Annotated in this window: 22 protein-coding genes; 12 read left to right on the forward strand and 10 right to left on the reverse strand. The window is 68.0% G+C overall.

Annotated features, from left to right (window positions below):
* Positions 1 to 5 precede the first annotated feature (5 nt).
* Together AC5P8Z_RS06925 and tldD are read left to right on the forward strand one after the other, a co-directional pair.
* Positions 6 to 3,860: a YhdP family protein gene (locus tag AC5P8Z_RS06925; RefSeq protein ID WP_495228553.1), complete on the forward strand. Its 3,855-nt coding sequence runs from the start codon at positions 6 to 8 to the stop codon at positions 3,858 to 3,860.
* Positions 3,861 to 3,919: 59 nt separating this feature from the next.
* Positions 3,920 to 5,365, forward strand: a complete 1,446-nt coding sequence (tldD, locus tag AC5P8Z_RS06930) for a metalloprotease TldD (RefSeq protein WP_286069309.1) — start codon at positions 3,920 to 3,922, stop codon at positions 5,363 to 5,365.
* A gap of 41 nt (positions 5,366 to 5,406) precedes the next feature.
* Here the strand turns inward: tldD and yjgA are convergent, their stop codons facing one another.
* A complete protein-coding gene (gene yjgA / locus AC5P8Z_RS06935) occupies positions 5,407 to 5,994 on the reverse strand; it encodes a ribosome biogenesis factor YjgA (protein WP_495228554.1) in 588 nt (195 codons plus the stop codon).
* A 68-nt stretch (positions 5,995 to 6,062) separates the two neighbouring features.
* Between yjgA and pmbA the strand changes: the two genes are divergently transcribed.
* Complete coding sequence (pmbA, locus tag AC5P8Z_RS06940; protein WP_495228555.1) at positions 6,063 to 7,430, forward strand: metalloprotease PmbA; 1,368 nt, start codon at positions 6,063 to 6,065, stop codon at positions 7,428 to 7,430.
* Between the two features lie 87 nt (positions 7,431 to 7,517).
* Positions 7,518 to 7,889, forward strand: a complete 372-nt coding sequence (locus tag AC5P8Z_RS06945) for a DUF4870 domain-containing protein (RefSeq protein WP_286069307.1) — start codon at positions 7,518 to 7,520, stop codon at positions 7,887 to 7,889.
* 101 nt (positions 7,890 to 7,990) lie between these two features.
* Here AC5P8Z_RS06945 and AC5P8Z_RS06950 read toward each other — a convergent pair whose 3' ends face one another.
* The 5 genes from AC5P8Z_RS06950 to AC5P8Z_RS06970 form a co-directional block, all read right to left on the reverse strand.
* Positions 7,991 to 8,869: a polyprenyl synthetase family protein gene (locus tag AC5P8Z_RS06950; RefSeq protein ID WP_286069306.1), complete on the reverse strand. Its 879-nt coding sequence runs from the start codon at positions 8,867 to 8,869 to the stop codon at positions 7,991 to 7,993.
* Positions 8,859 to 9,119: an exodeoxyribonuclease VII small subunit gene (locus tag AC5P8Z_RS06955; protein WP_006381978.1), complete on the reverse strand. Its 261-nt coding sequence runs from the start codon at positions 9,117 to 9,119 to the stop codon at positions 8,859 to 8,861. The genes AC5P8Z_RS06950 and AC5P8Z_RS06955 overlap by 11 nt, the downstream gene beginning before the upstream one ends.
* Positions 9,120 to 9,155: 36 nt before the next feature.
* Positions 9,156 to 10,442 (reverse strand): tRNA lysidine(34) synthetase TilS, encoded by a 1,287-nt coding sequence (gene tilS, locus AC5P8Z_RS06960; RefSeq protein WP_295565177.1) that lies wholly within the window; start codon positions 10,440 to 10,442, stop codon positions 9,156 to 9,158.
* A 543-nt stretch (positions 10,443 to 10,985) separates the two neighbouring features.
* Complete coding sequence (locus AC5P8Z_RS06965) at positions 10,986 to 11,531, reverse strand: WG repeat-containing protein (protein WP_286069304.1); 546 nt, start codon at positions 11,529 to 11,531, stop codon at positions 10,986 to 10,988.
* Positions 11,528 to 13,234 carry an alkaline phosphatase gene (locus AC5P8Z_RS06970; protein WP_286069303.1) on the reverse strand — a complete coding sequence of 569 codons (1,707 nt, stop codon included), beginning with the start codon at positions 13,232 to 13,234 and terminating at the stop codon, positions 11,528 to 11,530. The genes AC5P8Z_RS06965 and AC5P8Z_RS06970 overlap by 4 nt, the downstream gene beginning before the upstream one ends.
* A gap of 153 nt (positions 13,235 to 13,387) precedes the next feature.
* Here AC5P8Z_RS06970 and AC5P8Z_RS06975 point away from each other — a divergent pair, with 153 nt between their 5' ends.
* Entirely contained in the window at positions 13,388 to 14,722 is a 1,335-nt protein-coding gene (locus tag AC5P8Z_RS06975) for a dicarboxylate/amino acid:cation symporter (RefSeq protein WP_286069302.1), read from the forward strand.
* A gap of 159 nt (positions 14,723 to 14,881) precedes the next feature.
* Here the strand turns inward: AC5P8Z_RS06975 and AC5P8Z_RS06980 are convergent, their stop codons facing one another.
* Entirely contained in the window at positions 14,882 to 15,655 is a 774-nt protein-coding gene (locus tag AC5P8Z_RS06980; protein ID WP_010482985.1) for a C40 family peptidase, read from the reverse strand.
* Positions 15,656 to 15,786: 131 nt separating this feature from the next.
* Positions 15,787 to 16,326 (reverse strand): C40 family peptidase, encoded by a 540-nt coding sequence (locus AC5P8Z_RS06985; RefSeq protein ID WP_495228557.1) that lies wholly within the window; start codon positions 16,324 to 16,326, stop codon positions 15,787 to 15,789.
* A gap of 111 nt (positions 16,327 to 16,437) precedes the next feature.
* On the opposite strand from AC5P8Z_RS06985, the gene AC5P8Z_RS06990 reads away from it, so the two are divergent.
* The 7 genes from AC5P8Z_RS06990 (at position 16,438) to AC5P8Z_RS07020 (ending at position 23,057) form a co-directional block, all read left to right on the forward strand.
* Positions 16,438 to 16,920 carry an FKBP-type peptidyl-prolyl cis-trans isomerase gene (locus AC5P8Z_RS06990; protein WP_099554997.1) on the forward strand — a complete coding sequence of 161 codons (483 nt, stop codon included), beginning with the start codon at positions 16,438 to 16,440 and terminating at the stop codon, positions 16,918 to 16,920.
* Between the two features lie 99 nt (positions 16,921 to 17,019).
* The gene (locus tag AC5P8Z_RS06995; RefSeq protein ID WP_495228558.1) at positions 17,020 to 18,264 is read left to right on the forward strand and encodes a DUF418 domain-containing protein; all 1,245 of its coding nucleotides are present in this window, start codon (positions 17,020 to 17,022) and stop codon (positions 18,262 to 18,264) included.
* Positions 18,265 to 18,267: 3 nt separating this feature from the next.
* Positions 18,268 to 19,518 (forward strand): NAD(P)/FAD-dependent oxidoreductase, encoded by a 1,251-nt coding sequence (locus AC5P8Z_RS07000; protein WP_495228559.1) that lies wholly within the window; start codon positions 18,268 to 18,270, stop codon positions 19,516 to 19,518.
* Positions 19,515 to 20,873, forward strand: a complete 1,359-nt coding sequence (gorA, locus tag AC5P8Z_RS07005; RefSeq protein ID WP_495228560.1) for a glutathione-disulfide reductase — start codon at positions 19,515 to 19,517, stop codon at positions 20,871 to 20,873. Before AC5P8Z_RS07000 ends, gorA begins: the two co-directional genes overlap by 4 nt.
* Positions 20,874 to 21,033: 160 nt before the next feature.
* A complete protein-coding gene (locus AC5P8Z_RS07010) occupies positions 21,034 to 21,954 on the forward strand; it encodes a DMT family transporter (RefSeq protein ID WP_495228562.1) in 921 nt (306 codons plus the stop codon).
* Positions 21,951 to 22,289 carry an MGMT family protein gene (locus AC5P8Z_RS07015; protein ID WP_224329410.1) on the forward strand — a complete coding sequence of 113 codons (339 nt, stop codon included), beginning with the start codon at positions 21,951 to 21,953 and terminating at the stop codon, positions 22,287 to 22,289. The genes AC5P8Z_RS07010 and AC5P8Z_RS07015 overlap by 4 nt, the downstream gene beginning before the upstream one ends.
* 93 nt (positions 22,290 to 22,382) lie before the next feature.
* Entirely contained in the window at positions 22,383 to 23,057 is a 675-nt protein-coding gene (locus tag AC5P8Z_RS07020) for a rhomboid family intramembrane serine protease (RefSeq protein ID WP_008267505.1), read from the forward strand.
* 104 nt (positions 23,058 to 23,161) lie between these two features.
* Here AC5P8Z_RS07020 and AC5P8Z_RS07025 read toward each other — a convergent pair whose 3' ends face one another.
* Positions 23,162 to 24,745 (reverse strand): phytoene desaturase family protein, encoded by a 1,584-nt coding sequence (locus AC5P8Z_RS07025; protein ID WP_495228563.1) that lies wholly within the window; start codon positions 24,743 to 24,745, stop codon positions 23,162 to 23,164.
* Positions 24,746 to 24,822: 77 nt separating this feature from the next.
* The gene (locus AC5P8Z_RS07030; protein ID WP_495228564.1) at positions 24,823 to 25,317 is read right to left on the reverse strand and encodes a VOC family protein; all 495 of its coding nucleotides are present in this window, start codon (positions 25,315 to 25,317) and stop codon (positions 24,823 to 24,825) included.
* Between the last annotated feature and the right edge of the window lie 21 nt (positions 25,318 to 25,338).

Genomic DNA, 25,338 nt, shown 5'->3' on the forward strand with positions numbered 1-25,338 from the left:
GGCCGATGAGCGCGCCGCCGCGCCTGCGACTGCGAAGGATCCGCCGTCATTTCATTTCCGCCTGCGCGGTGGGCCTGGTCGGGCTTGCACTGCTGGTGGGCTCGCTCAGCCAGCTGCTGCCGCTGGCCGAGCGCCATCCCGACAGGATTGCCGCCTGGCTGAGTGAGCGTGCCGGCCAGCCGGTGCGTTTCGACCAGCTGCAGACCGCGTGGACCCGTCGTGGCCCGCTGCTGCAGCTGAAGGGCCTGCGCATCGGCGCGGGGCAGGGCCTGGCGATCGGCGAGGCCGAAGTGCTGGTGTCGATGTACAGCGGCCTGCTGCCCGGCCGCTCGCTGACCGAACTGCGCCTGCGCGGGCTGGCGCTGGACCTGCAGCAGGGCGAGGACGGCCGCTGGTCGGTGCGTGGCCTGCCGCAGTCCGATGCCGGTGGCGATCCGCTGGATGCGCTGCGCCGGTTGGGCGAGCTGCAGGTGATCGAAGGCCGTCTGGGCGTGCATGCGCCGGCGCTGGGCATCGACACCACGCTGCCGCGCATCGATCTGCGCCTACGCGTCAACGGCGACCGCCTGCGTGTGGGCGTGCGCGCCTGGGCGCAGACCGATGCCCTGCCACTGACCGCGGTGCTGGACGTGGACCGCGGGCGCGGCAACGGCCAGGCCTGGCTGGGTGCCGATCCTGTCGATTTCCATGCCTGGTCGCCCCTGCTGGCGGCCGGTGGCGTGCGCCTGCGCGAGGGCAAGGGCGAACTGAACCTGTGGCTGACCCTGCGCGATTTCGCACCGGTGGCATTGACCACCGATTCGGACCTGCGCGACGTGCGCGTCGACGGTGCACCGATGCCCGACGTGGCGACGCCGCAGTTGCAGCTGCAGCGCTTGCAGGCACGCCTGCGTTGGCAGCGCCAGGCCGATGGTTGGGCGCTGCAGGTGCCGCGCCTTCGTCTGAAGACGGAAGACGGCGAACAACAGCTCGATGGCCTGCAGCTGCAGGTCGGCAAACAGCTGCGGGTGAGTGCCGGCGATGTGCAGGCCGGTACCGCGCTGCGGGCGCTGGCGCTGAGTGATCGCCTGGAGCCGGGCCTGCGTCATTGGCTGTTCCTGTCCAGGCCGCAGCTGGAGGTGCGTGAGCTGCAGCTGGCCGGTGAACGCGATGGCCCGTTGTGGGCACAGGGCGAACTGGCGTCGCTGGGCTTTGCCAGCGTGGGGCATTCCCCGGGCCTGCGCGGCCTGGGCGGGCGCTTCGAGGGCGATGCCAATGGCTTCAGCCTGCAACTGCAGCCGCAGCGCCAGTTGCAGTTCGACTGGCCAACCGGTTTCGGCGTGCGCCATGACCTGCACCTGGCGGGCCAGGTGGTGGGTTGGCGCGACGAAGGCGGCGGCTGGCGCATCGGCACTGCAGCGATGCGCGTGGAAGGCACCGACTATGCGGCCGACGTGCGTGGCGGCGTCTGGTTCCAGGGCGACGGTACGCGGCCGTGGCTGCAGCTGGCGGCCAAGCTGGACGATGTGCCGATGACCGCGGCCAAGCGCTTCTGGATCCACTCCAAGATGAGCAAGGGCGCCACCGACTGGCTGGACATGGCACTGGCCGGTGGGCAGGTGCGCAACGGTGTCGGCCTGGTCAGCGGTGACCTGGATGACTGGCCGTTCGACAACAATGATGGCCGCTTCGAGGCCACCGGCCACATCAGCAACGGCGACATCCGCTTCCAGCACGACTGGCCACTGATGCGCCAGGTGGACGCCGACATCGCCTTCATCGGCCCCGGCTTCGACATGCGTGGGCGCGGCGATCTGGCCGGGGTGGCGGTGCAGGCCTTCGAAGCCGGCATTCCGGACTTCGGTCACCAGCCGCTGTACGTGCGCGCCGATGCCCCCAGTGACGCCGCCAAGCTGCTGGCGATGCTGCGACAGAGCCCGCTGCACAAGGACTATGGCGATACCCTGGACAACCTGGTCGCCAGTGGTCCGGCGCACGTGACCTTCGACCTGCTGCAGCCGCTGCACGAGGATGAAGGCCAGGGGCATCTGCAGGGCACGGTTGACCTGAGCGGCGTGAAGCTGGTGGACAAGCGCTTCCAGCTGACCTTCGACAACATGCACGGGCAAGCGCGCTACAGCAACGGTGGCTTCGGTGCCGAAGACCTGGCCGTGCGCCACCTCGGACAGGACGGTCGCTTGAGCCTGCGTGCCGGCGGTTACGTGCACGACAGCAAGCTGGCGTTCGAGTCGCAGCTGACGGCCCGCCTCGATGCCGGCGTGCTGATTGACCGTGCCCCGGAAATGGCGTGGCTCAAGCCCTATATTGCGGGTACCTCGCCGTGGACGATCGCGGTCAACCTGCCCAAGGTCGCGCCGGGAGCCCCGGCACCGCCAAGCGAACTGCGGTTGAGTTCGGACCTGGTCGGCACCCGGCTGGACCTGCCGGCGCCGCTGGACAAGCCTGCGGGTGAGCCGCTGGCGACCACGGTGGCTGCGCAGCTGCCGATGGGCGCGGGCCGCATCGACGTAGCCTTTGGCCAGCGCCTGGCCCTGGCCGCGCGTAGCCACAACAACCAGACCGGTGTGCAGGTCACCCTGGGCAGCGACCATGTCGATCGCGAGCCGCCGCCGAGCGGGCTGTCCGTCAACGGCCGCAGCCCGACCCTGGATGCGCTGGAGTGGATCGGCCTGGCCCGTGGTGGCAATGACGATGACGGCATGCCGCTGCGCGCGGTGGACGTGCAGGTTGGAAAGCTGATGCTGATCGGTGGCGTCTTCGAACAGACCCGCCTGCAGCTGCAGCCGGGCCCGCAGGCACTGGATGTGCGGCTGGATGGACCTTCGCTGGCCGGTCGCCTGACCGTACCCAATGCCGAAGGGGGCACCATCAGTGGCCAACTCGACCGCGTGCACTGGCAGTCGCTGCCGCCGGCACCGGGCGCGGCCGCGCCAGCGCGGGTGCACGCGGGCGCCAATGACATGGATCCGGCCAAGCTGCCGCCGTTCGCACTGGACATCGCCGACCTGCAGTTCGGCAAGGTCGTGCTCGGCCAGGCGGTGCTGCGCACGCGGCCGCTGGCCAACGGATTGAACGTGGACGAGCTGCGCTTCCGTGCACCGGACCAGGAGATCGACATCAGTGGCCGCTGGCTGGGCCGCACCGGTGGCGCCCGCACCGAGCTGACCGCGCAGGTGCGCAGTGAAGACCTGGGGGGCCTGATGCAGAACCTCGACTACGGTGGCCAGCTGCGGGGCGGTTCCGGCCAGGCACAGCTGCAGGCGTCGTGGAGCGGGGGGCCCTCGGACTTCCAGCTGGCCAACCTGCAAGGGCGCCTGGACCTGCACGCACGCAACGGCCAGCTGCTGGAACTGGAGCCCGGCGCCGGCCGCGTGCTCGGCCTGCTCAGCGTGGCCCAGCTGCCGCGTCGCCTGATGTTCGACTTCCGCGACTTCTTCTCCAAGGGCTTCGCGTTCAACCAGGTGGATGGCAGCGTGCAGTTCGGGCAGGGCGTGGCGCGCACCGACAAGGTACTGATCGAGGGTCCGGCGGCGAACATCACCATCCGTGGCCAGGCCGACCTGCGCAACCAGCAGTTCGACCAGACCATCGACGTGAACCCGCGCGCCGGCAACCTGCTGACCGTGGTGGGGGCCGTCGCCGGCGGCCCGGTCGGCGCGGCGCTCGGCGCGGCGACCAATGCGGTATTGTCCAAGCCACTGGGCGAGATCGGCGCCCGCACCTACAAGGTTACCGGTCCATGGAAGGAGCCGAAGGTGGAAGTGATCGAACGCAGCCGCGACAAGACGCCGCCCGCACCCACACCGGCACCGGCGGTTCCGCCGACGGTGACCGACCTGCCACGCTCGCGTTCACGCTGAGCATGGTGTTCCCGTTCACGGGGCTTGCCTGAGCGCCCCCGCACCCCCAGATCGAGACCATGACTGATATCGCCCTGACGCTTGCCCAAGACCGCCTGCTGCGCCCTGGTGGCCTGGATACCGCTGGCCTGGAGCGCACCTTCGGGCAGTTGCTCGGCCCCGGTGTGGACTTTGGTGACCTCTACTTCCAGCACGCCCGCCGCGAGAGCTGGAGCGTGGAGGATGGCATCGTCAAGGACGGTGCCCATTCCATCGAGCAGGGCGTGGGTGTGCGCGCGATTTCCGGTGAGAAGACCGGCTTCGCCTACTCCGATGACATCCATGCCGACGCGCTGCTGGCTGCGGCGCAGTCGGCGCGTGCGATCTCGCGCGAAGGTGGCGCCCAGACCGGGCGTTCGCTGCTGCGGGGCAATGCGCGCGCGCTGTATCCGGCGCTGGACCCGATCGACGGCATCGGCAACGAGGCCAAGGTCGAGGTGCTCAAGCGCCTGGACGGCTATCTGCGTGCCGCCGACCCGCGCGTGAAGCAGGTGATGGTGAGCCTGTCCGGTGGCGTTGACACGGTGCTGATCGCCCGCAGCGACGGTGTGCTGGGCGCCGACGTGCGCCCGTTGGTTCGCCTGAACGTGCAGGTGATCGTCGAGCACAACGGCCGTCGCGAGTCCGGCTATGCCGGTGGCGGTGGCCGCTATGGCTACGAGGCGCTGTTCGCCGATGGCCGCCCGGAAGCCTTTGCCCGTGAGGCGCTGCGCCAGGCGCTGGTGAATCTTGAAGCGGTACCGGCACCGGCCGGCGTGATGCCGGTGGTACTGGGCCCGGGCTGGCCCGGCGTGCTGCTGCATGAAGCGGTCGGCCATGGCCTGGAAGGCGACTTCAACCGCAAGGGCACCAGCGTCTACGCGGGCCGGATCGGCGAGCGCGTTGCCGCCCCGGGCGTGACGATCGTCGACGACGGCACGCTGGACGGACGCCGTGGCTCGTTGAACATCGACGACGAAGGTCATCCCAGCCAGTGCACCACGCTGATCGAGGACGGCATCCTGGTCGGCTACATGCAGGACAGCCTCAACGCGCGCCTGATGGGCGTAGCGCCGACCGGCAACGGCCGCCGCGAATCGTTCGCGCACATGACCATGCCGCGCATGACCAACACCTACATGCGTGCGGGCCAGCACGACCCGCAGGAGATGATCCGTTCGGTGAAGAAGGGCCTGTACGCGGTCAACTTCGGTGGCGGCCAGGTCGACATCACCAGCGGCAAGTACGTGTTCTCGGCCACCGAGGCGTACCTGATCGAGGATGGCCGCATCACCACGCCGGTGAAGGGCGCGACCCTGATCGGCAACGGTCCGGAAACCATGCAGAAGGTGCGCATGGTCGGCAACGACCTGGCCCTGGACGAGGGCGTGGGCATCTGCGGCAAGGACGGGCAGAGCGTGCCCGTGGGTGTCGGCCAGCCCTCGCTGTTGATCGAGGGCATCACCGTCGGCGGTACCCAGGCCTGAGCCGGGCGATGGCCAGCGCCACCACCCCGACCGGCGCGGACTCAGCCCTCGTCGGCCTCGTCGGTCTCGACTTGGCCAGCGTCTTCGCCGCTGGCCTTCAGGCCCAGCGCCGCCGGCAGCATCAGCGCGCGCAGCACCTGGTAGATCTCGCGGTAGGCACGCGGCGGCTTGTTCTTCGCCTTCTCGGCCTGCGCGTTGCGCACCAGCGTGCGCAGCTGCTGGCGGTCGGCCTGCGGGTAGTCGTCCAGCAGGGCGGCCAGCGCCTTGTCACCTTCGGCCAGCAGGCGTTCGCGCCAGTCTTCCACGCGGTGCATCATCGCCACTTCGCGGCGGCCGGTTTCGCTGTTGGCATCCAGCGCATCGCGGATCGCATCCAGCGTGGCGTCCTCCTCGCGACGCATGTGCTTGGCCAGGAATGCCAGCTGGCGCTTGTGCGCGATGTGGGCGGTGATGCGCTTGCACTCGGCGATGTGCGGCAGCAGGTCTTCCGGGATCGGCAGGCGCGCCAGCTGGGCCGGGGTCAACGACACCAGCTTCTCGCCCAGGGCCAGGACGTCGAGCGCGTCGCGCCGGTTCTGGCTGCGGCTCTTGTCGTGGAATTCACCGGTTTCTTCGTCGCGTCCGCGCATCGTCCCTACCTGATCTCAAAAAAAGTCGCCCGGCGTGATGCCGGGCCCAACCTGTACAGGATAAAGCATTGAACGTGATCGCCCCTGAAGCCGCCGTTGGCGACGACAGCCCGGCCCGGCTGGAACGGCTGGCCGACCTCTCCCAGCAGCTGCTCGACCGCGCCCGCGCGCTGGGCGCCAGCCAGGCCGAGGTCAGCTGCAGCGAGGACCGTGGGCTGGAGGTCAATGTCCGCCTTGGCGAGGTCGAGACCGTGCAGTCCACCCGCGACCGCGGGATCGCTGTCACCGTCTATTTCGGCCAGCGCAAAGGCAGTGCCAGTACCGGTGACCTGAACGAGGCCAGCCTCGCAGCCACCGTCGAGCAGGCCTGCGCGATCGCCCGCCATACCGAAGACGATCCGGCCGCCGGCCTGGCCGAGGCCGGCCTGATGGCCACCCACTTCCCGGACCTGGACGGCTGGCACCCGTGGTCGCTGCAGGCCGACGAGGCGGTGGACCTGGCCCTGGCCTGCGAGACCGCAGGCCGTGAGGCCGATGCGCAGATCCGCAATTCCGACGGTGCCTCGGTGTCCAGCATGCAGAGCCTGTCGGTCTATGCCAATTCGCATGGCTTCATCGGCCGTGAGCGCGGCACCCACCACTCGGTCGGTTGTGCGCTGATCGCCGGGCAGGGCGATGGCATGCAGCGTGACGGCTGGTACACCAGCGCGCTGGCTCGCGAGGACCTGGAGGATGTCGGCCTTGTCGGTCGCCGTGCCGCCGAGCGCACTGTCGCCCGCCTGCAGCCCCGCACGATGGCCACCGGCAGCATGCCGGTGCTGTTCGCCCCGGAAGTGGCACGCAGCCTGGTTGGTCACCTGCTGTCGGCGGTGTCCGGCGGTGCCCTGTACCGCCAGGCCAGCTTCCTGCTGGACAGCGTTGGCCAGCGCCTGTTCCCGGAATGGATGCAGATCGACGAGCTGCCGCACCTGCGCCGTGGCCTGCGCTCGGCGGCGTTCGACGGTGATGGCGTGGCGACCCGTGCCTCGGCGCTGGTCCGTGACGGCGTACTGCAGCGCTACGTGCTGGGCAGCTATTCGGCACGCAAGCTGGGCCTGCAGACCACCGCCAATGCCGGTGGCGTGCACAACCTGCAACTGGCCGCCAACGCAGGCTCCCTGCAGGAGATCGCGCGGCAGATGGGCGATGGCCTGCTGGTGACCGAGTTGATGGGGCAGGGCGTGAACGGGGTGACCGGCGACTATTCGCGCGGCGCCGGCGGCTTCCGTGTCGAGAACGGCGAGATCCAGTACCCGGTGGACGGCATCACCATCGCCGGCAACCTGCGCGAGATGTTCAGCAGCATCGAGGCGGTCGGCAGCGACGTTGACCCGCGCTCGCACATCCGGACCGGCTCGATCCTGCTGGGGCGGATGACCATCGCGGGTAATGATTGATGGCATTGATGGCGTAAGCTATGCCCGCCTGACGCAGCCAGCCTTGCGCTGGTGGGTCAAGACCACCCAATGAAAAGGAGTTTTGTCGTGAGTGAATTCGATAACGTCCCGCCGCCGCCGGCCACCACCAACGCACCGGCCGACCAGCGCACCATGGCCCTGGCTGCGCACCTGCTGGGCATCTTCACCTGGTTCATCGGCCCGCTGATCATCTGGCTGATCAACAAGGACGATGCCAGCAAGTCCTTCGTGACCGACCAGGCCAAGGAAGCGCTGAACTTCCAGATCACCATCACCATCGCGATGCTGATCTGCATCGTGCTGGCCATCGTGATCATCGGCGGCATCCTGGCCCCGATCGTCGGCCTGCTCAACCTGGTGTTCTGCATCATTGCAGCAGTGAAGGCCAACAACGGCGAAGCCTACCGCTACCCGTTCGCGCTGCGCCTGGTCAAGTAAGAGCGTCCGCACGCGGATACGAAAACGCCCGGCACTGCCGGGCGTTTTCCGTTGCGCGGTAACGCCGGGCCATGCCCGGCGAGCGCGCCTCGCGCCAGCGATCAGTGATCGCGTTCCACCGCCAGCGTGGCCAGCGCACGCAGCGCATCGGCCTCTTCGCCGTAGCCGGCCAGGAGGGACTGCATGCGCGCAGCGAGCTCATGCAGCTGTGCCTTCGCACCGTCCATGCCGAGCAGGGCGGGGAAGGTGCTCTTGTCCTGCGCCTGGTCCTTGCCGGCGGTCTTGCCCAGCTGTTCGGAACTGGCCTCGACATCCAGGATGTCGTCGCGTACCTGGAACGCCAGGCCGAGCGCATCGGCGAAGCTGTCCAGCTGGGCCAGCTGTGGCTCGTGGGCCTGGCCGCACAGTGCGCCCATGCGCACCGCCGCACGGATCAGTGCACCGGTCTTCAGCGCATGCATGCGGGTGAGTGCCGCCAGCGTCTGCTGCTGGCCAGTGGCATCGATGTCCAGCGCCTGGCCGCCACACATGCCGGCGGCACCGGAGGCATGGGCCAGGGTCTGCAGGCAGGCCACGCGCAGGGTGGCCGGCAGCGGTGCATCGGCCAGCAGGCCGAAGGCGCGGGTCTGCAGGGCGTCGCCGGCGAGGATCGCGGTGGCTTCGTCGAAGGCGATGTGGGTGGTCGGCTTGCCGCGGCGCAGGGCATCGTCGTCCATCGCCGGCAGGTCGTCATGCACCAGCGAATAGGCGTGGATCAGCTCGACGGCCATCGCCGCCGCATCCAGGTGTTCCGCCTGCGCGCCGAACAGGTGTCCGCTGGCGTACACCAGCAGCGGGCGCATGCGCTTGCCACCGCCCAGCACCGAATAGCGCATGGCCTGGTGCAGGCCCTGGGGAGGGTCAGCAGGCGAGGGCAGGGCAGCGTCGAGCTGGCTTTCGATACGGTCGCGCCAGCGCGCGAACAGCGCCTCAGCCGTCATGGCTGGGCGGATCGAAGGGCTCGGCAGTTTCCGGCTGGGCGGGATCGCTGAGCAGGCGCACGCGCAGTTCGGCCTGCTCCAGTGCCTGCTGGCACTGCCGGTACAGACCGACGCCACGTTCGTAAGCGCTGAGTGATGCTTCCAGGCTCAGCTCGCCGGTTTCCATCTGCTCCACCAGCTGCTCCAGCGATTCGAGCGACTGCTCGAACTGGGCGACCGGGGAGGCGTTTTCGGGGGACTTCTTGGCCATGCGGCAAGTGTGGACGGGCCGCGCGCGGGGGTCAATTCACCAGCCGCCGGGACGCCACTGCAGCTGTGCCTCATTCGCCTGCAACCAGGCCTGCAGGGGCGCGGCGATGACCACGTCGGCGGCGGCCAGCAACTGCGGACCATCGAAGATCAACGGCAGCTGCATGCGTCGCCACGGCGCGAGATGTTCGCGCTGCAGGCAGTCCTTCAGCGCGTGCGAATGCTGGCGGCCGGGCAGCAGGATGCGCTCGCCGCCCACGCGTGCACGGACCTGCAGTGGCTGTTCGAAAGCGGTCGCGCCCTGCAGCCGAAGTTGGCCGCCATCGGGCAGTGCGAGTGGTACCTGCCCATCCCACTCGGTCTGCCAGTCGCTCGGCAGGCTGGGAAGTTGCGCAGGCAGCAGATAGGCGTGGTCACGCCATTGCTGGATCACGTGATCGTGCCAGCGTACCCGTGCCTGGCGATCGTTGCCGGCCGGCAGCAGTTCATCCAGTGCCTGTTGCAGCACTGTGGCCGGCAGCGGTGCTGCGCCATGGCCGATCACCCAGGTGCGCAGCACGCGTGCCACGCGAGCCGATGATACCTGGCGCAGCAACTGCAGCGACAGCACGCGCGGTGCCACTTCCAGGTGCGCGATCAGTTCGGCGTCTTCCTCATCCAGCAGTTCGCGGGTCTGCCGGCAATGCAGGGCGCTGCCGGCCAGCGCGGCGGCGGCGTGCGGCCAGCGCTGGCGCAACAGTGGCAGCACCTGCAGGCGCAGGAAGTTGCGATCGGCGTGGTCTTCGGCGTTGCTGGGATCCTCGATCCAGTGCAGCGCGTGTTGCCGGGCATAGTCGAGCAGCGTGCTGCGCGGTGCGTGCAGCAAAGGACGCCACAGGCGATGCGTACCGAGCCGACCATGTTCGGCCATCGCGGCAAGGCCATCGACACCGGAGCCGCGCAGCGCGCGCAGCAGGAAGGTCTCGGCCTGATCGTCCTGGTGCTGTGCCAGCGCAAGTGTTTCCCCCTCGCGCAACTCGGTGGCGAACGCCGCACGCCGTGCCTGGCGCGCCGCGCCTTCGAGGCCCAGGCCTGTGGAGTCGTCGACCTGGACGTGGTGCACGGCCAGCTCGACGCCCAGCGCGGCGCACTGCTGCTGGCAATGCCGCACCCAGTCGTCGGCGGCGGGCTGCAGACCGTGGTGTACGTGCACCGCACGCAGCGGGGTGCCGGTGGCCTGTGCGCAGCGCCACAGCCAGTGCAGCAGTACGGTGGAGTCGACACCGCCGCTGTAACCCACCAGCAGCGGCGCATCCAGCGGAACGAGGGCGGGGAAGGCAGTCACGGCGGCAAGTATAGGGTGGGGTTTGCCTGGCAGGGCTGCGCCCTGCACCCGCTACGAGCCAGAGCAACAGCAACGGCAGAAGCTGGCTTCATGAAGGTGGGCGGGGTGGGTCCGGTTGCGGGAGACGCCGTAAACCCGTCCTTGGGGGCTTGGCCGCGGCATCCATGCCGCGGACACTCCCGCAACCGGACCCACCCCGCCTTCGACAGATTCCTGCAGTCTGTTGGAAATGCCGATGGGGTCAGATCCGTTTTCCTGCGGAAAACGGATCTGACCCCGGATTCAATTCGATCTCTCACAGATCTGATCCACGCAAAGCGTGGATGGTCCAGCCGTCACCGGAAATCTGTCAGGGGTGGGGCGGTGTGGGGGGGGCAGGACCGTTGGCGCCATGGATGGCGCCATCGAGCCCCCAGGGACGGGTTTACGGCGTGTCCTGCCCCCCCACACCGCCCCGCCCAACTCACAGAAAACCAGAGCCGCTTTGGCTGTTGCTGTTGCTCTGGCTCGTAGCGGGTGCAGGGCGCAGCCCTGCCGAAAACCCTACTTCACCCGACGGCCCGCGCGGTCGATCCGGAACCACTCTCCGCCTTCCATCGGCGAGTGGCCATCGGCATCCGGCGTGCCGCGACGGCAGCCGTTGCAGACCTCGGCCACGCCGTCGCGGAACGGCCAGGCGAAATCGAAGGTGCCCGGCACCACCTGGCGGAATGCCAGATCGAAGTAGCCCACGCGATTGCCGACGCGGCCGCGCAGCAGGCCTTCTTCCGGTATCTCCGGGCCGTTGTCCCAGGTCAGTACCGGTAGGCTGCGGCCCTTGCGGTCGACGTAGTGGAAACCCTGGTCGGCATACACCACGGCCAGGCCGTGGTCATCAAAGTTCAGGTCTTTCAGGGTGTCCGGCTGGATCTTCGGCCGGTGGTCGACCACTTCGCAGTTGGGCAGCGGCCATAACCCATGCTCGTCGGTCAGCAGCTTGCACGCCGGTGCCTGTGCCAGCGCGTTGGCACTGGCCAGCATGCCGAACAGGGCCAGCGACCGCGCGAGGCGGCCGCCGGCGGGGGCAGCGCAGGCCTGCCGTTCGATCACTTGGCTTCGGCCTTGCGCTCGAACGCGGTCGGCACCGGCAGCTGCACCGGCACGCCCTTGTCGTCGCAGGTGCCGGCCTGGCACAGGCGCTCGCGCAGGGCCGGGGTAGCCTGCACGATCATGTGGTAGATCGCGTTCTGTTCCAGCGTACCGCGGATCGCCTTGCTGCCCGGGCCACGTGCCCAGATGCCGACGTCTTCGCCGCCGTGCGATTCGGATTTCATCGGCACCAGTGCTTCCTGCATGTAGTCCGGATGCTCGGTGTCGACCTCGCGCAGGTTCGGGCGGCCGTTGGCCGGTTCGAAGCTGCTCGGATTGTGCGGGTAGCGCTTCGGGCCGGCCGGCTGCTGGTTGCTGCTGCCGGTATGGCCCGGGCCATTGGCGTAGCTCAACGTGGTGTACGGCTGGCCGGTGCCGTCCAGCGCGTAATCCAGCTTGCCGGCGCCGTCTTCGCCGCCCTTGTCCTTCACCTTGCCCAGGATCGGGTTGCCGCGTGCCGGGTAGCCGACGAAGTTCAGCGTGTGCGAGTGGTCGGCGGTGACGATGATCAGGGTGTCATCGGCCGAGGTCAGCTCGTTGGCCACGCGCACGGCGTCGGAAAGGGCCACGGTTTCGGTCAGCGCACGATAGGCGTTGCCGCTGTGGTTGGCATGGTCGATGCGCGCACCTTCGATCATCAGCACGTAGCCTTCCTGGTGCTGGGACAGGTTCTTGATCGCCGCTGCGGTCAGTTCGGCCAGGCTCGGCTCGCCGCCCGGATCCTGCGGACGCTCGTACTCGTAGCGCATGTGGTCCGGTTCGAACAGGCCCAGGATGGCCGGCGCATTGGCGGCGGCTGCCAGCTGCTTGCTGTTCCACACGTAGGCGCCCTGCGGATGGGCCTGCTGCCATTCCTGCACCAGGCTGCGGCCATCCAGGCGCTGGCCGACCTTGTCGTCGTATTCCGGATCGCGTTCTTCCACGGTGGTGAACTCACCACGGCCGCCGCCAAGGGCAACCAGCGGGCCGCGGCCATAGCGCGAGGTCGACAGCAGCTGCTGGGCGATGTCCTTGCAGCCGGCGGCCTTGGCGGCCTCGGTCAGGTCGGTGTCGTTTTCCCAGTTGCGCTCGGGCGAGTGCGCATAGGTGGCGGCCGGGGTGGCATGGGTCAAGCGCGCGGTGGAGACCACGCCGGTAGCCAGGCCGGCGCTGTCGGCCAGTTGCAGCCAGGTCAACAGGCCCTTGGACAGGCTGTCGGCGCAGTCGGTGCGGCTGCCGGCACTGACGCCGATCGCGCCCATGTGGGTCTTCACGCCGGTGGTGATGGCGGTCATGGTGCCTGCAGAATCGGGCGTCTGCGAATCGGTGTTGTAGGTCTTGCTGAACGCCGTGGCCGGGAAGCGTTCCCAGGACAGCAGGTTCTCTTCGCCCGAGCCCCCCTTCTGCTGGCCTTCGTAGATGCGCGAAGCGGCCACCGTGGTCAGGCTCATGCCGTCGCCGAGGAACAGGATGACGTTCTTGGCCTTGCCGGACATCGCGCCGTTGGCGGCGGCCTGGGCGGCGCCGCTGCGGTACCACCACTGCGGCGTCTCGCCGGCCGGGTGGGCGACGGGATCGACGGCGACCTTCAGGCCGGCCGGAGCGGACGCGGGGGCGGTGCTGGCGCAGGCGCCCAGCAGCAGGGTGGTGGCGCAGGCGGCCAACAGGGAGACGGAACGGCGCATGGACGCTGGGATCTCACAAACTGTAACGGGACGTTCATTATGCCCGCCCCTGCAAGGCACGCCGATGACACACTGATTTGTCGGCGTGGCGGTCGTTCCGCGGCCCCCGTTGGGCTATCGTGCCAGCATCCCTTCCTTCCCTCTGGATTGCCTATGAAACTGGTCTCTGCCTGGCTGCGGATTCCATTCTGGCAGCGCGTGGTCGGTGGCTTCGTGCTCGGCGCGCTGGCCGGCTGGGCGCTTGGCCCGGCCGCGGAAACGTGGTTCGGCCCGCTCGGCGAGCTGTACGTCACCCTGATCAAGATGATCGCGGTGCCGCTGGTGTTCTTTGCAGTCATCAATGCGATCTCGTCGCTGCACGGCCAGAAATCGGTCGCCGCGCTCAGTGGCCGCACCTTCCTGTGGTTCGTGATCACCGCTGCGCTGGCGGTGTGCGTGGGCCTGGCCGTAGGCAGCGTGCTGCAGCCCGGCGCCGGTGGCCTGCAGCTGTCGATGGCCAGCAACTACGTGCCGCGCGAAGTGCCGAGCGTCGTCCAGGTGCTGTTGGACGTGGTGCCGGCAAATGTCTTCTATGCGCTGTCCGGCATCGGCACCAAGGTCAATGCCGCCGGTGAGACCGTGCTGGCCGCGGGCCGTGGCTCGATCCTGCCAGTGATCTTCTTCGCCGGCCTGGTGGGCTTTGCCATCGTCAAGCTGGGCGAGAAGGTGACCGAGGCGCGCAAGCTGGTCGGCCAGATGAGCGACATCATGATCCAGGTGACCCGCTTCGTGCTGGAAGTCACCCCGATCGGCACCTTCGGCCTGATTGCCGGCCTGGTTGGCAGCTACGGGTTCGAGAAGCTGCTGCCGCTGGGGCACTTCGTGCTGGCCCTGTACGTGGCCTGCGCGCTGCATATCGTGGTGGTCTACAGTGCGCTGCTGCTGGCGCACGGCCTGAACCCGCTGAAGTTCTTCCGTGGCGCGGCGCCGGGCATGCAGGTGGCCTTCGTCAGCTCGTCCAGCTTCGCCGCGATGCCGGTGGCGCTGCGCTCGATCACCCACAACCTGGGCGTGAACAAGGACTACGGTTCGTTCGCGGTGCCGCTGGGCGCCAGCATCAAGATGGACGGCTGCGGCGCGATCTATCCGGCGCTGTGCGCGGTGTTCATTGCACAGTACAGCGGTGTGCCGCTGACCCCGGAACAGTACGTGGTGGTGCTGATCGCCTCGGTGCTGGGCAGCTTCGGTACGGCCGGTGTTCCGGGTACCGCGGTGATCATGGCTACGGTGGTGCTGAGCGCGGCCAATCTGCCGCTGGAGACCATCGGCTACCTGTATGCCATCGACCGCATCCTGGACATGATGCGCACGATGACCAACGTGACGGGCCAGATGCTGGTGCCGGTGATCGTGGCCAAGGAAACCGGGCTGCTCGACCAGGCGGTGTATGACAACCCGTCCAGCAACGTGGGCGTGGATGATCCCGACCCGACGCCGCCACAGCGCTGAGCTGCGTGGAGATGAAAGGCCCGCCCTGACCGGCGGGTCTTTTGTCTGGGGGATCGTTGATGCGGTGCCGACCAAGGTCGGCACCCACCGGGGCGCAAACGAAAAAGCCGCTGCAGGGCAGCGGCTTCTCGCATCAGGCGGCGCGATGGCGCCAACCGGTCAGAGGTCGACCCGGCGGGCCTGCATGAACTTGTTGCCCCAGTAGCCGCTGAGCAGGGTGTCCACGCGCACGTCCTTGCCCGAGCTCGGCGCATGCAGGAAGCGGCCATCACCCACATAGATGCCGACGTGGTCGACGCGGCCCTTGCGGCCGAAGAAGACGAGGTCACCGGCGGCCAGCGCGGTGCGGTCGTTGATCAGTTCGGCGTTGTCGTCGTGTGCCATCTCACGCGAGACGCGCGGCAGCTCGATACCCAGGGCCGAGCGGAACACGTAACCGACCAGGCCACTGCAGTCGAAGCCGCTGTCCGGGTTGCTGCCACCCCAACGGTACGGGGTGCCCAGCAGGGTCATCGCGCGACGCAGCAGCGACTGCACCTTGCCGTTGTCGGCAGCGGTACCGACAACGCTGCCATTGGCGGCGCTGCTGGTGTCGTAGTTGGCGAGCAGGCGGCTGAGGTCACCGGCCACCACGGCCGAGCGGTCCATCAGCGGAATGGTGTCGTTGGCGGCCAGGTGCGGCAGCAGGGCGGCCAGCGTGGCGCTGGCGGCGGCATCGACGCGGCTGCGCTGGGGAGCGGCAGCCTCGGCCTTGGTGGCCGGTCGGGCGGTGCTCTCGGCCACCGGGGCCGGGGTCACATCGGAGCGGTTCGGAGCGGTCTGCGACCAGGCCGGAAGGCTGGTCAGACACAGTGCCAGGCCAAGCAACAGCGGGCGGGCACTACGTGAAGATACGGAAGTCTGGCCTTCGCTTTTCAGGTCGTCAGTCGTCACGCGTCGGTCACAGGAAAAAAACGATGGGGCATCATGCCCTGTAAAAGCGGCAATAAGTTAAAAATTCCGTTAGTAAATCGTTAGTTTGCGAGTGATAGGCGTCACAGTTTTGAACATATCGCCTGTTCATTTTAGCGAAGGACACGTTTCGCCCCTGTGTAGTGGTCTCTCCAGTAGGGACCGCTGAGCGAGTCGAGGCGTACCGTGCCGCCGGTGCTCGGCGCGTGCACGAAGCGCCCTTCACCCACATAAATACCGACATGGGTGACGCTGCCGCGGCTCCCGAAGAACACCAGGTCGCCGGTGGCCAGGCGCTGCGGATCGATCTTCGGGCCCTGTACCGCCGCCAGGTCGCGCGAGGTGCGCGGTAGTTTCAGGTCCAGCATCTCGCGATAGACATAGGCGACCAGGCCGCTGCAGTCGAAGCCGGAATCGGGGGTGTTGCCGCCGTAGCGGTAGGGAGTGCCGACCAGGCTGATGGCGCGCATCAGCACCGAGTTGGCCGCCTCGGGGTTGTCCGGCACGGTCTTCGGCCAGTTCGCCGTAGGCGGGGGAGGTGCAGTGCGGGTGGCCTTGCCGCCGCCGCAGGCGGTCAGCAACAGGGGCAGGGCCAGCAGCAGGGCCGGGGCGAAGCGCCGGCGCAGGCCGGACGAAACTGGCGTGATGTGCATGATCTCCGGATAATGCGCCACCTTGGATTGGCCGTCATGATGGCGGCGTCCCCGCCGGGCGACAACCCGCCCCAACCCGCCTGCCTCCGGCAGATCCAGACAGAGTTGCGCATGAAGATCGAAAAAGACCGCGTTGTCCGCTTCCACTACACCGTTTCCGAAGTCGGCCAGGAGCCGATCGAATCGTCCAAGGACCGCGGCGAGCCGCTGGCGATCCTGATCGGCCACGGCAACATCATCCCGGGCCTGGAAAACGCCATGATGGACAAGGAAGCCGGCGCGACCTTCAGCGTCGACGTCAATGCGGCCGATGCCTACGGCGAGCGCCGCGAGGGCCTGTCCCAGCGCGTGCCGAAGAAGCACTTCGGCAACACCAAGCTGGCCCCGGGCCAGCAGGTCGTGCTGCAGACCAACTTCGGCCCGCGTGCAGTGACCGTGCAGAAGGTCGGCATGAGCGTGGTCGACGTTGACCTGAACCACCCGATGGCCGGCAAGGACCTGCACTTCGACGTGGAAATCGTTGATGTGCGTGAAGCCGGCCAGGAAGAGATCGACCACGGTCACGTCCACGGCGACGGTGGTCACCACCACTGATCGCAGCGCGATCGTGATGGCAGCAGCGGCCCGCTTCGGCGGGCCGTTGCGTGTCTGGAACACGGCGCGGCCATCCATGGCGCACAGGCGGGCTGCATAATGGCGGACCTGCCCGACGGACGCCCCGTGAACGCCGCTTCTTCTTCCCTGCAGCCGATGGCCTCCGGCGAACGCATCGCCGTGCTGGATGTGCTGCGTGGTGCCGCGCTGCTGGGCATCCTGCTGATGAACATCGAGGCCTTCAGCGGACCGCTGGACCTGGCCTTCACCGGCATCGACACGCACTGGCAGGGCATCGACTACTGGGCTGATGCGTTCGTCTACGTGTTCGTGCAGGGCAAGTTCTTTACCCTGTTCTCGCTGTTGTTCGGCGCCGGCTTTGCGGTGATGGCGCAACGTGCCGAGCTGGCCGGGCGTGATTTCACCCCGTTCTATCTGCGTCGCAGTGCCGGCCTGCTGCTGATCGGCCTGTGCCATGCCCTGCTGGTCTGGTCCGGTGACATCCTGGTGCTGTATGCGCTGGTGTCGTTGCCGTTGCTGGCCTGCCGCGAGGCACCACGGAGCTGGCTGCCGTGGATGGGCGCGATCGTCTATCTGGGCGGCGTGGCGATGATGCTGCTGGTCGGCGCGATGGTGTCGATGGCCTCGGCCGAGGACGTGCAGAAGATGCTCACCGACGCGCAGCAGAGCATCGACCTGCAGCGGCAGGTGTATGGGCACGGCAGCTGGATGCAGGCCACAGCGCAGCGCCTGGGTGAATTTGGCGCGTCGATGGGCGCGCTGCTGATCACTGGCCCGGAAATACTGGGCATGTTCCTGATCGGCAGCTGGTTTGCCGGCAGCGGCGCGCTGTCGGCGCCAGAACGCTTCCCGCGGCTGTACGCGGTGTTGCGTTGGGTGGCGCTGCCCCTCGGCCTGCTGGTCACGCTGCTCGGCGTGGCCTGGAAGCCGTATCTGGCCCCGGGGGCCTACGATCTTCCGGTGACGGCAGCGATGGCGCTGGTATCGATCGGAGGGTTGCCGATGTGCCTGGGCTATCTGGCGTGGATCGTGCACTGGCGCGCGAGGCTTGCGTGGCTGGCACCGGTCGGGCGCATGGCGCTGACCCACTATCTTGGCCAGTCCGTGTTGTGCACCTGGCTGTTCTACCACTACGGTCTGGGCGCGTTCGAAATGATGCCACGCAGCGTGCAGCTGCTGTTCGCGCTGCTGCTGTTCGCCGCACAGGCAGGCCTCTCGCACGCCTGGCTGCGCCACTTCCGCTTCGGTCCGATGGAATGGCTGTGGCGCGCGATGACCTACCGGCAGTGGCCGCCGATGCGGCGCGAGGCCGGGCAGGGCTGAACGATGCAGGGCGCGCGCGAGGATGTGATCGTGGTGGGCGCCGGTGCCATCGGCCTGGCCACTGCGCTTGCGCTGCGCGCGCACGGGCGGCAGGTGCGTGTGATCGAGCGGGGACGCGTGGGTGCGGCGACTTCGCATGGCAACTGCGGCACCATCACGCCGAGTCATGCGCCACCGCTGGCGGCCCCCGGCGTACCGCTGCGTGCGCTGCGCTGGATGCTCGACCCGCGCGCACCGCTGTATGTGCGCACGCGGCTGGATCCGGCGCTGTGGCGCTGGTTGCTGCAGTTCGGTGCGCGCTGCAACGCGCGTGACTGGCTGCAGTCCACGCGGGCACGCGGCGCACTGTTGAATGATTCACGGCTGCGCTTGGCGCAGTGGGTGAAGACGCATGCGCTGGACTGCGAATTCGAGGCGCGCGGTCTGGACTATGTGTTCGGTGACGCCCACACCTTCGACCGTTACGCGGCCGAGTGTGAGGCATTGAACGCGCAGGGTATCGCCGCGACCTGCATCGCGGGCAGTGACTATGCGCGCGACAATCCTGCGTTCCATGATCGCCTTGCCGGTGCCGTCCACTTTTCCGGCGATGCACAGCTTCGCCCGGACCGCTATACCGCCGAGCTGGCGCGCGTGCTGCGTGCGCAGGGCGTGGTCATCGAGGAACACGCGGATGTGCAGGATTTCAGTGCCGATACGCAGGGTGTGCGCGTCCACGTCGGCGAACGCACGCTGCGGGCGCGCGAGCTGGTGCTGGCCACTGGCCCGTGGTCGCCGCGCTGGGCACGACAGCTGGACCTGCGCGTGCCGATCCAGCCGGGCAAGGACTACTCGCTGACCTGGTCGCGACCGGCGCAGGTGCCGCAGCGTCCGGTGGTGCTGAAGGACCATTCCGTGTTCGTGATCGCCTGGCGCGACGCGTTGCGCCTGGGCGGCACCATGGAATTCGCGGGTGCCGACCCGCAGCTGCGTGCGACCCGCCTGCAGGCGTTGCAGCGCGCCGCCGACCACTACCTGCGCACGCCGCGTGGCGCGCAGCTGCAGGAGCAGTGGTGCGGGTGGCGTCCCATGAGCGTGGACGATGTGCCGATGATCGGCCGCGCGCCCGCGCATCCTCACGTCTGGCTTGCAGCAGGGCATGGCATGCTCGGCATCAGCATGAGCGCCGGCAGCGGCCAGCTGATTGCCGATCTGGTCTGTGGCTGCACGCCGGCGATCGATCCTGCCCCTTACCGACCCGAGCGATTCCGATGAGCACTGCACCCTATGATTACGACCTGATCGTCCTTGGCGGCGGTTCCGCCGGCCTGGCCGGTGCGATCCGCGCGGCGCAGCATGGGAAGCGGGTGGCGATGCTGGAGCCTGGCGAACTGGGCGGCACCTGCGTCAACGTGGGCTGCGTGCCGAAGAAGGCGATGTGGCTGGCGGCCGACCTGCACGAGCGCATCGGCCTGGCCAGCGCGATGGGCTTCGATGTCGAAGCGCGCCCGGCGCTGTCGTGGAAGGAGCTGGTGATCCATCGCCAGGCCTACATCAGCAACATCCACACCAGTTATCACAAGCGCCTGGATGAAACCGGCGTGGTGCGCATTCCTGCGCGTGGCCATCTGCTGGATGCGCACACGGTGGCCTGCAGCGACGGCGTGCGTTACAGCGCCGAACACATCCTGATCGCCACTGGCGCGCATCCGCTGCGCCCGGACATTCCTGGTGCGGAACTGGGCTTGGTTTCCGATGACTTCTTCGATCTGCGCGCGGCACCGGCCGAGGTCGCGATCATTGGTGGTGGCTACATCGCCGTGGAACTGGCCGGCCTGCTGCAGGCACTGGGCAGCCGGGTGAGCCTGCTGGTGCGCGGCAAGCGGCTGCTGGAGCGCTTCGACTTCGAACTGACCGATCAGCTGGCCGAGAACCTGAGGCAGCAGGGCGTGCGGATCCATTTCGACTACCGCCTGCGCGAACTGCAGCGCGATGGCGAACGCGTGCGTGCGTTCGGCCATGACGGCCCACTCGACAGCGTGTTCGACGCGGTGTTCTTTGCTACCGGTCGCCGCGGCAACAGTCGCAATCTTGGACTGGAAGCGCTGGGCATCGGCATTGGCGAGCACCAGCAGGTGGAGGTGGACCAATGGCAGACCACGAGCGTGCCGAGTGTGCATGCCGTGGGTGACATCGCCGGCAAGGTCGGCCTGACGCCGGTGGCGGTGGCTGCATCGCGGCGCCTGATGGATCGCCTGTTCGGCGGACGCCCGCAGTCAAAGATGGATTATGAGAACGTGGCCAGCGTTGTGTTCTCGCACCCGCCGCTGGGTGCGGTGGGCATGAGCGAGGAAGAGGCGCGAGCGCGTTTCGACCAGGTGAGCGTGTACCACAGCCGCTTCCGCCCGATGCTGCAGGCGCTGGCCAATGGTACCCAGCGCAGCCTGTTCAAGATGGTCTGCGCGGGCCCGGAAGAACGCGTGGTGGGCATCCATCTGCTGGGTGAAGCGGCGGACGAGATCCTGCAGGGCTTCGCGGTGGCGGTGAAGATGGGCGCGACCAAGGCCCAGTTCGACGACACCGTGGCGATCCACCCGACCTCGGCCGAGGAAGTGGTGCTGATGCGCTGAGCCGGGCTGTTGTAGAGCCGAGCCCACGCTCGGCTGCTTTCCGTGCAGTCCTGTTGCAGCCGAGCGCAGGCTCGGCTCTACAGGGCTCCTGTCGCACCCATGCGACAATGAGGGTCCCCACGCCTTACCGGGCCGCTCTGCGCGGCCCGCCGTCGTCCTGATGTCCACTCCCGCTTCCCGCATCGCTACGCCTTCCCCCCGCATCGCGCTGGGGGGTATCGGCCTGGCCGCGATCGGCGCCATTGCTGCTTCCGGCAAGGCCATCATCGTCAAGCTCGGCCTCCGTCATGGCGTCGATGCCACCACGCTGCTGGCGCTGCGCATGCTGATGGCGCTGCCGTTGTTCGTGTTGATGGCACTGTGGGCCGCGCGCCGGGCCGGGCCGCTGTCCTGGGCCGACCGCGCCCGCGTGCTGTGGCTGGGCTTCACCGGCTACTACCTGTCGAGCCTGCTCGATTTCCAGGGCCTGCAGTACATCAGCGTGACGCTGGAGCGGTTGATCCTGTACCTGAACCCGACCCTGGTGCTGCTGATCAACGTGCTGCTGGCACGGCAGCGGCCGGGCCGCTGGCAGATCGGCGCGCTGGTGCTGAGCTATCTGGGCGTGCTGCTGGCCTTCGGCCACGATCTGCAGCGCGAAGGTGGGCAGATCATCGTCGGCAGCCTGCTGGTGCTGGGCAGTGCGCTCAGCTACGCGCTGTACCTGTTCGGCAGCGGGCAGGTGGTGGCACGCATCGGCGCGGTGCGGTTGACCGCCTACGCCAGCTGCGTGGCCAGCGTGCTGGTGCTGCTGCACTTCGCGGTGACCCACCCGCTGCCCTTGCTGTGGCAGGCGCCGGCAGCAGTGCAGTGGCTGTCGCTGGTCAATGCCACCGTGTGCACGGTGCTGCCGGTGCTGGCGATCATGCTGGCGGTGCAGCGCGTGGGTTCGTCGCTGGCCGCGCAGGTCGGTATGCTGGGTCCTGTTTCCACCATCGTGATGAGCCTATGGCTGCTCGACGAACCGATGGGGCCGGCGCAGATCGCCGGCACCGTGCTGGTGCTGATCGGCGTACTGCTGGTGACCCGCCTGCGGCGCTGACGCCGGAGCAGGCACGTGCGCGCATCCTGGCGGTGATCCGCGCTATCCCGGCGGGGCAGGTGATGGGCTATGGCCAGGTGGCGATGCGCGCCGGCCTGCCGGGGCGTGCGCGTTTGACCGCACGCATCCTCGGCCAGAACGACGACCCGGACCTGCCTTGGCATCGCGTGCTGCGTTCGGATGGGCGCATCGCCATGGAAGAGGGATCGGCCGGCTGGCGCGAGCAGTCACAGCGGTTGCGCGCGGAGGGCGTGGTGGTCGAGAACGGCCGGGTGCGGATGCCGGCCACCGATCCGGCGGCCGCACTGGATGCCGCCGTGTGGGGCCCGGGCTGAGCGCCGCTGGCGACTGAACGGGCTGCGCCTGCCGGTCGCCAACAAGACGCGGTGCTGCGGCTATGATGGAGGTCGTTCCATGCCGGTACTCCCATGTTCCCGCGACTGCCCACCGTCACCAAGGCCCTGCTGATCGCCAATGCGATCCTGTTCCTGCTGCAGCAGCCGTTCCTGCTCGGCATGCAGACCTTCGAGCCGTTCATGCTGCAACCGCTGCAGCAGGGCTTCGATGCGTTCTCGCCGGGCGGCAACTTCCAGCCGTGGCAGCTGCTGACCTATGGCTTCCTGCACGGCAGTTTCGGGCACCTGTTCTTCAACATGCTGGCGGTCTTCATGTTCGGCGCGCCGCTGGAGCAGACCTGGGGCGAGAAGCGCTTCCTGCTGTATTATCTGGTGTGCGTGGCCGGCGCCGGTGTCTGCCAGCTGCTGGTGGGTACCCTGCTGGAGAATCCGGCCACGGTGCTGGGCGCCTCCGGCGGCGTGTTCGGCCTGTTGCTGGCCTACGGCATGCTGTTCCCCAACCAGCGGGTGATGCTGCTGTTCCCGCCGATTCCGATGAAGGCGCGGACCTTCGTGATCCTGTTCGGCGTGGGTGAGCTGGTGCTGGGCATGACCGGCTGGCAGCCGGGCGTGGCCCACTTCGCGCACCTGGGTGGCATGCTGTTCGGTTGGCTGCTGATCCGCTACTGGCGCGGGCAGCCACCGTTCAACAAGCGCCGCCCGCCCGGCCCGCCGAACCGCCCGAACCATCTGCGAAGCGTGAAGTGAGGCGCGATGCGCCTCGCTTCACGCGGGTAGGTGCCAACCTTGGTTGGCACGCTTTGAATGGGATCCTTTGATGCTGTAGGTGCCGAACGTTGCTCGGCACACCTCTACAGATCCTGCAACACCACCTGCGCGGCGTTGTGGCCCGGCGCACCGGTGACACCACCACCGGGATGGGTACCCGACCCGCATAGATACAACCCGGGCAGGGCGCCGCGATAGCCTGCCTGGCCCACCATCGGCCGCGCCGAGAACAACTGGTTGGCACTGAGCGCACCGTGGAAGATGTCGCCGCCGAGCAGACCGAAGGTGCGCTCCAGATCCAGCGGTGACAGCACCTGCCGACCGAGCACGCTGGCGGTGAAGCCGGGCGCATACCGTTCGACCGTGGCGATCATCAGGTCGGCCACGGTCTCCTTGTGATCATCCCAATGGCGGCCTTCAGGCAACACCGGTGCCACATGCTGGCAGAACAGGCTGGCCACATGCTGTCCGGGCGGCGCCAGTGAATCGTCCAGCGTGCTGGGAATGAGCATTTCCACGATCGGTTCGCGTGACCAGCCATCGCGGCGCGCATCCAGCCAGGCGCGGTCCATGTAGTCGAGGCTGGGCGCCATGATGATGCCGGCGCTGAGGTGATCGCCGAAGCCGGGCAGGGAGCGGAAGTCCGGCAGCCGCGACAGCGCGAGATTCATCCGGAACGTGCCGGAACCGCAGCGCCAGTGTGCCATCCGCTCGCGCGTCGCCGCCGGTACCTGCGCCGGTTCCAGCAACTGCTCGTACAGCAGCTTGGGGTTGACGTTGGCGATCACCGCGCGTGCGCGCAGGGTTTCGCCGCTGGTCAATACTACGCCGACCGCCTGGCCGCCCTCGATGAGCAGCCGCTGCACGCCGGCATCCACGCGCAGTTCGGCCCCGGCTTCGCGCGCCGAAGCGGCAATCGCCTGGCTGATCGCGCCCATGCCACCGATTGCATGGCCCCAGGCACCCTTGATGCCATTGCACTGGCCGAACACGTGGTGCAGCAGCACGTAGGCGCTTCCGGGCGTGTAGGGGCTGGCATAGTTGCCGACGATGCCATCGAAACCGAACAGCGCCTTGATCGGCGCGCTCTCGAACCAGCGGTCCAGGTACTCGGCCGCTGAAAGCGTGAACAGGTCCAGCAGCTCCTGACGCAGCGAAGCGTCCAGCATTGCCAGTTCGCGGCCGAGTTTCCCCATCTGCCACAGTGCGGGAAGCGCACGCCAGCCACCGGCAACGCCAATGTCCGGCGGCGCACGCAGCGCCCACGCACGCAGCACGTCGGCGAAGACCTCCAGGCGCGCTTCGTATGCGGGCAGGCGTTGTGCATCCCGCTCGGAAAACTTCGCCACCTCGGCCCGGGTGCGGCCGGGCGCCGACAACAGGTAGCGGCCGTCCGGCAATGGCAGGAAGTTGTTGGCCGGGCGCGCGACAATGCGCAGCCCATGCGCCTGCAACTGCAGGTCGTCGATCACCTTCGGCTGCAGCAACGACACCGTGTACGACGCCACCGAGTTGCGGAAGCCGGGATGGAATTCCTCGGTGACCGCGGCGCCGCCGAGCACGCCACGTCGTTCGAGCACCAGCACCTGCTTGCCGGCGCGTGCCAGATAGGCTGCACAGACCAACCCGTTGTGGCCACCGCCGACGATGATTGCGTCCCAGGTCATCAGCACCTCTGGAAAAAGGGGACGGAGGGGATCAAGTCGTAATCGGCATCTGAGCACAGACCCGTGCGGGAAGCGACTTAATTTGCGCCGTCCCCTTTTTGGATGGCGGCTTCGATGGTGGCGATGTCGATTTTCTTCATCGGCATCATCGCGTTGAAGGCGCGCTTGGCCAGTGCCTTGTCCTTGCTGGTCACTGCTTCGATCAGCATGCGCGGGCTGATCTGCCAGGAGATGCCCCAGCGGTCCTTGCACCAGCCGCATTGGCTCTCCTGTCCGCCGTTGCCAACGATGGCGTCCCACAGCCGGTCGGTCTCGGCCTGGTCCTCGGTCTGGATCTGGAACGAGAAGGCTTCGCTGTGCTTGAACGCGCTGCCGCCGTTGAGGCCGACGCAGGGAATGCCGCAGACAGTGAATTCGACGGTCAGCACGTTGCCTTCCCTGCCGTCCGGGTAGTCGCCCGGCGCGTGATGCACGGCGGTGACCGCGCTGTCGGGCAGGAGGCTGGCATAGAAGGTGGCGGCCTCGAGCGCGCCGTTGTCGTACCAGACACAGATGGTGTTCTTGTGTGCCATGTCGGGGTTCCGCGATGGACG

The organism is Stenotrophomonas sp. YJH_SMC_17, from assembly GCF_059371655.1.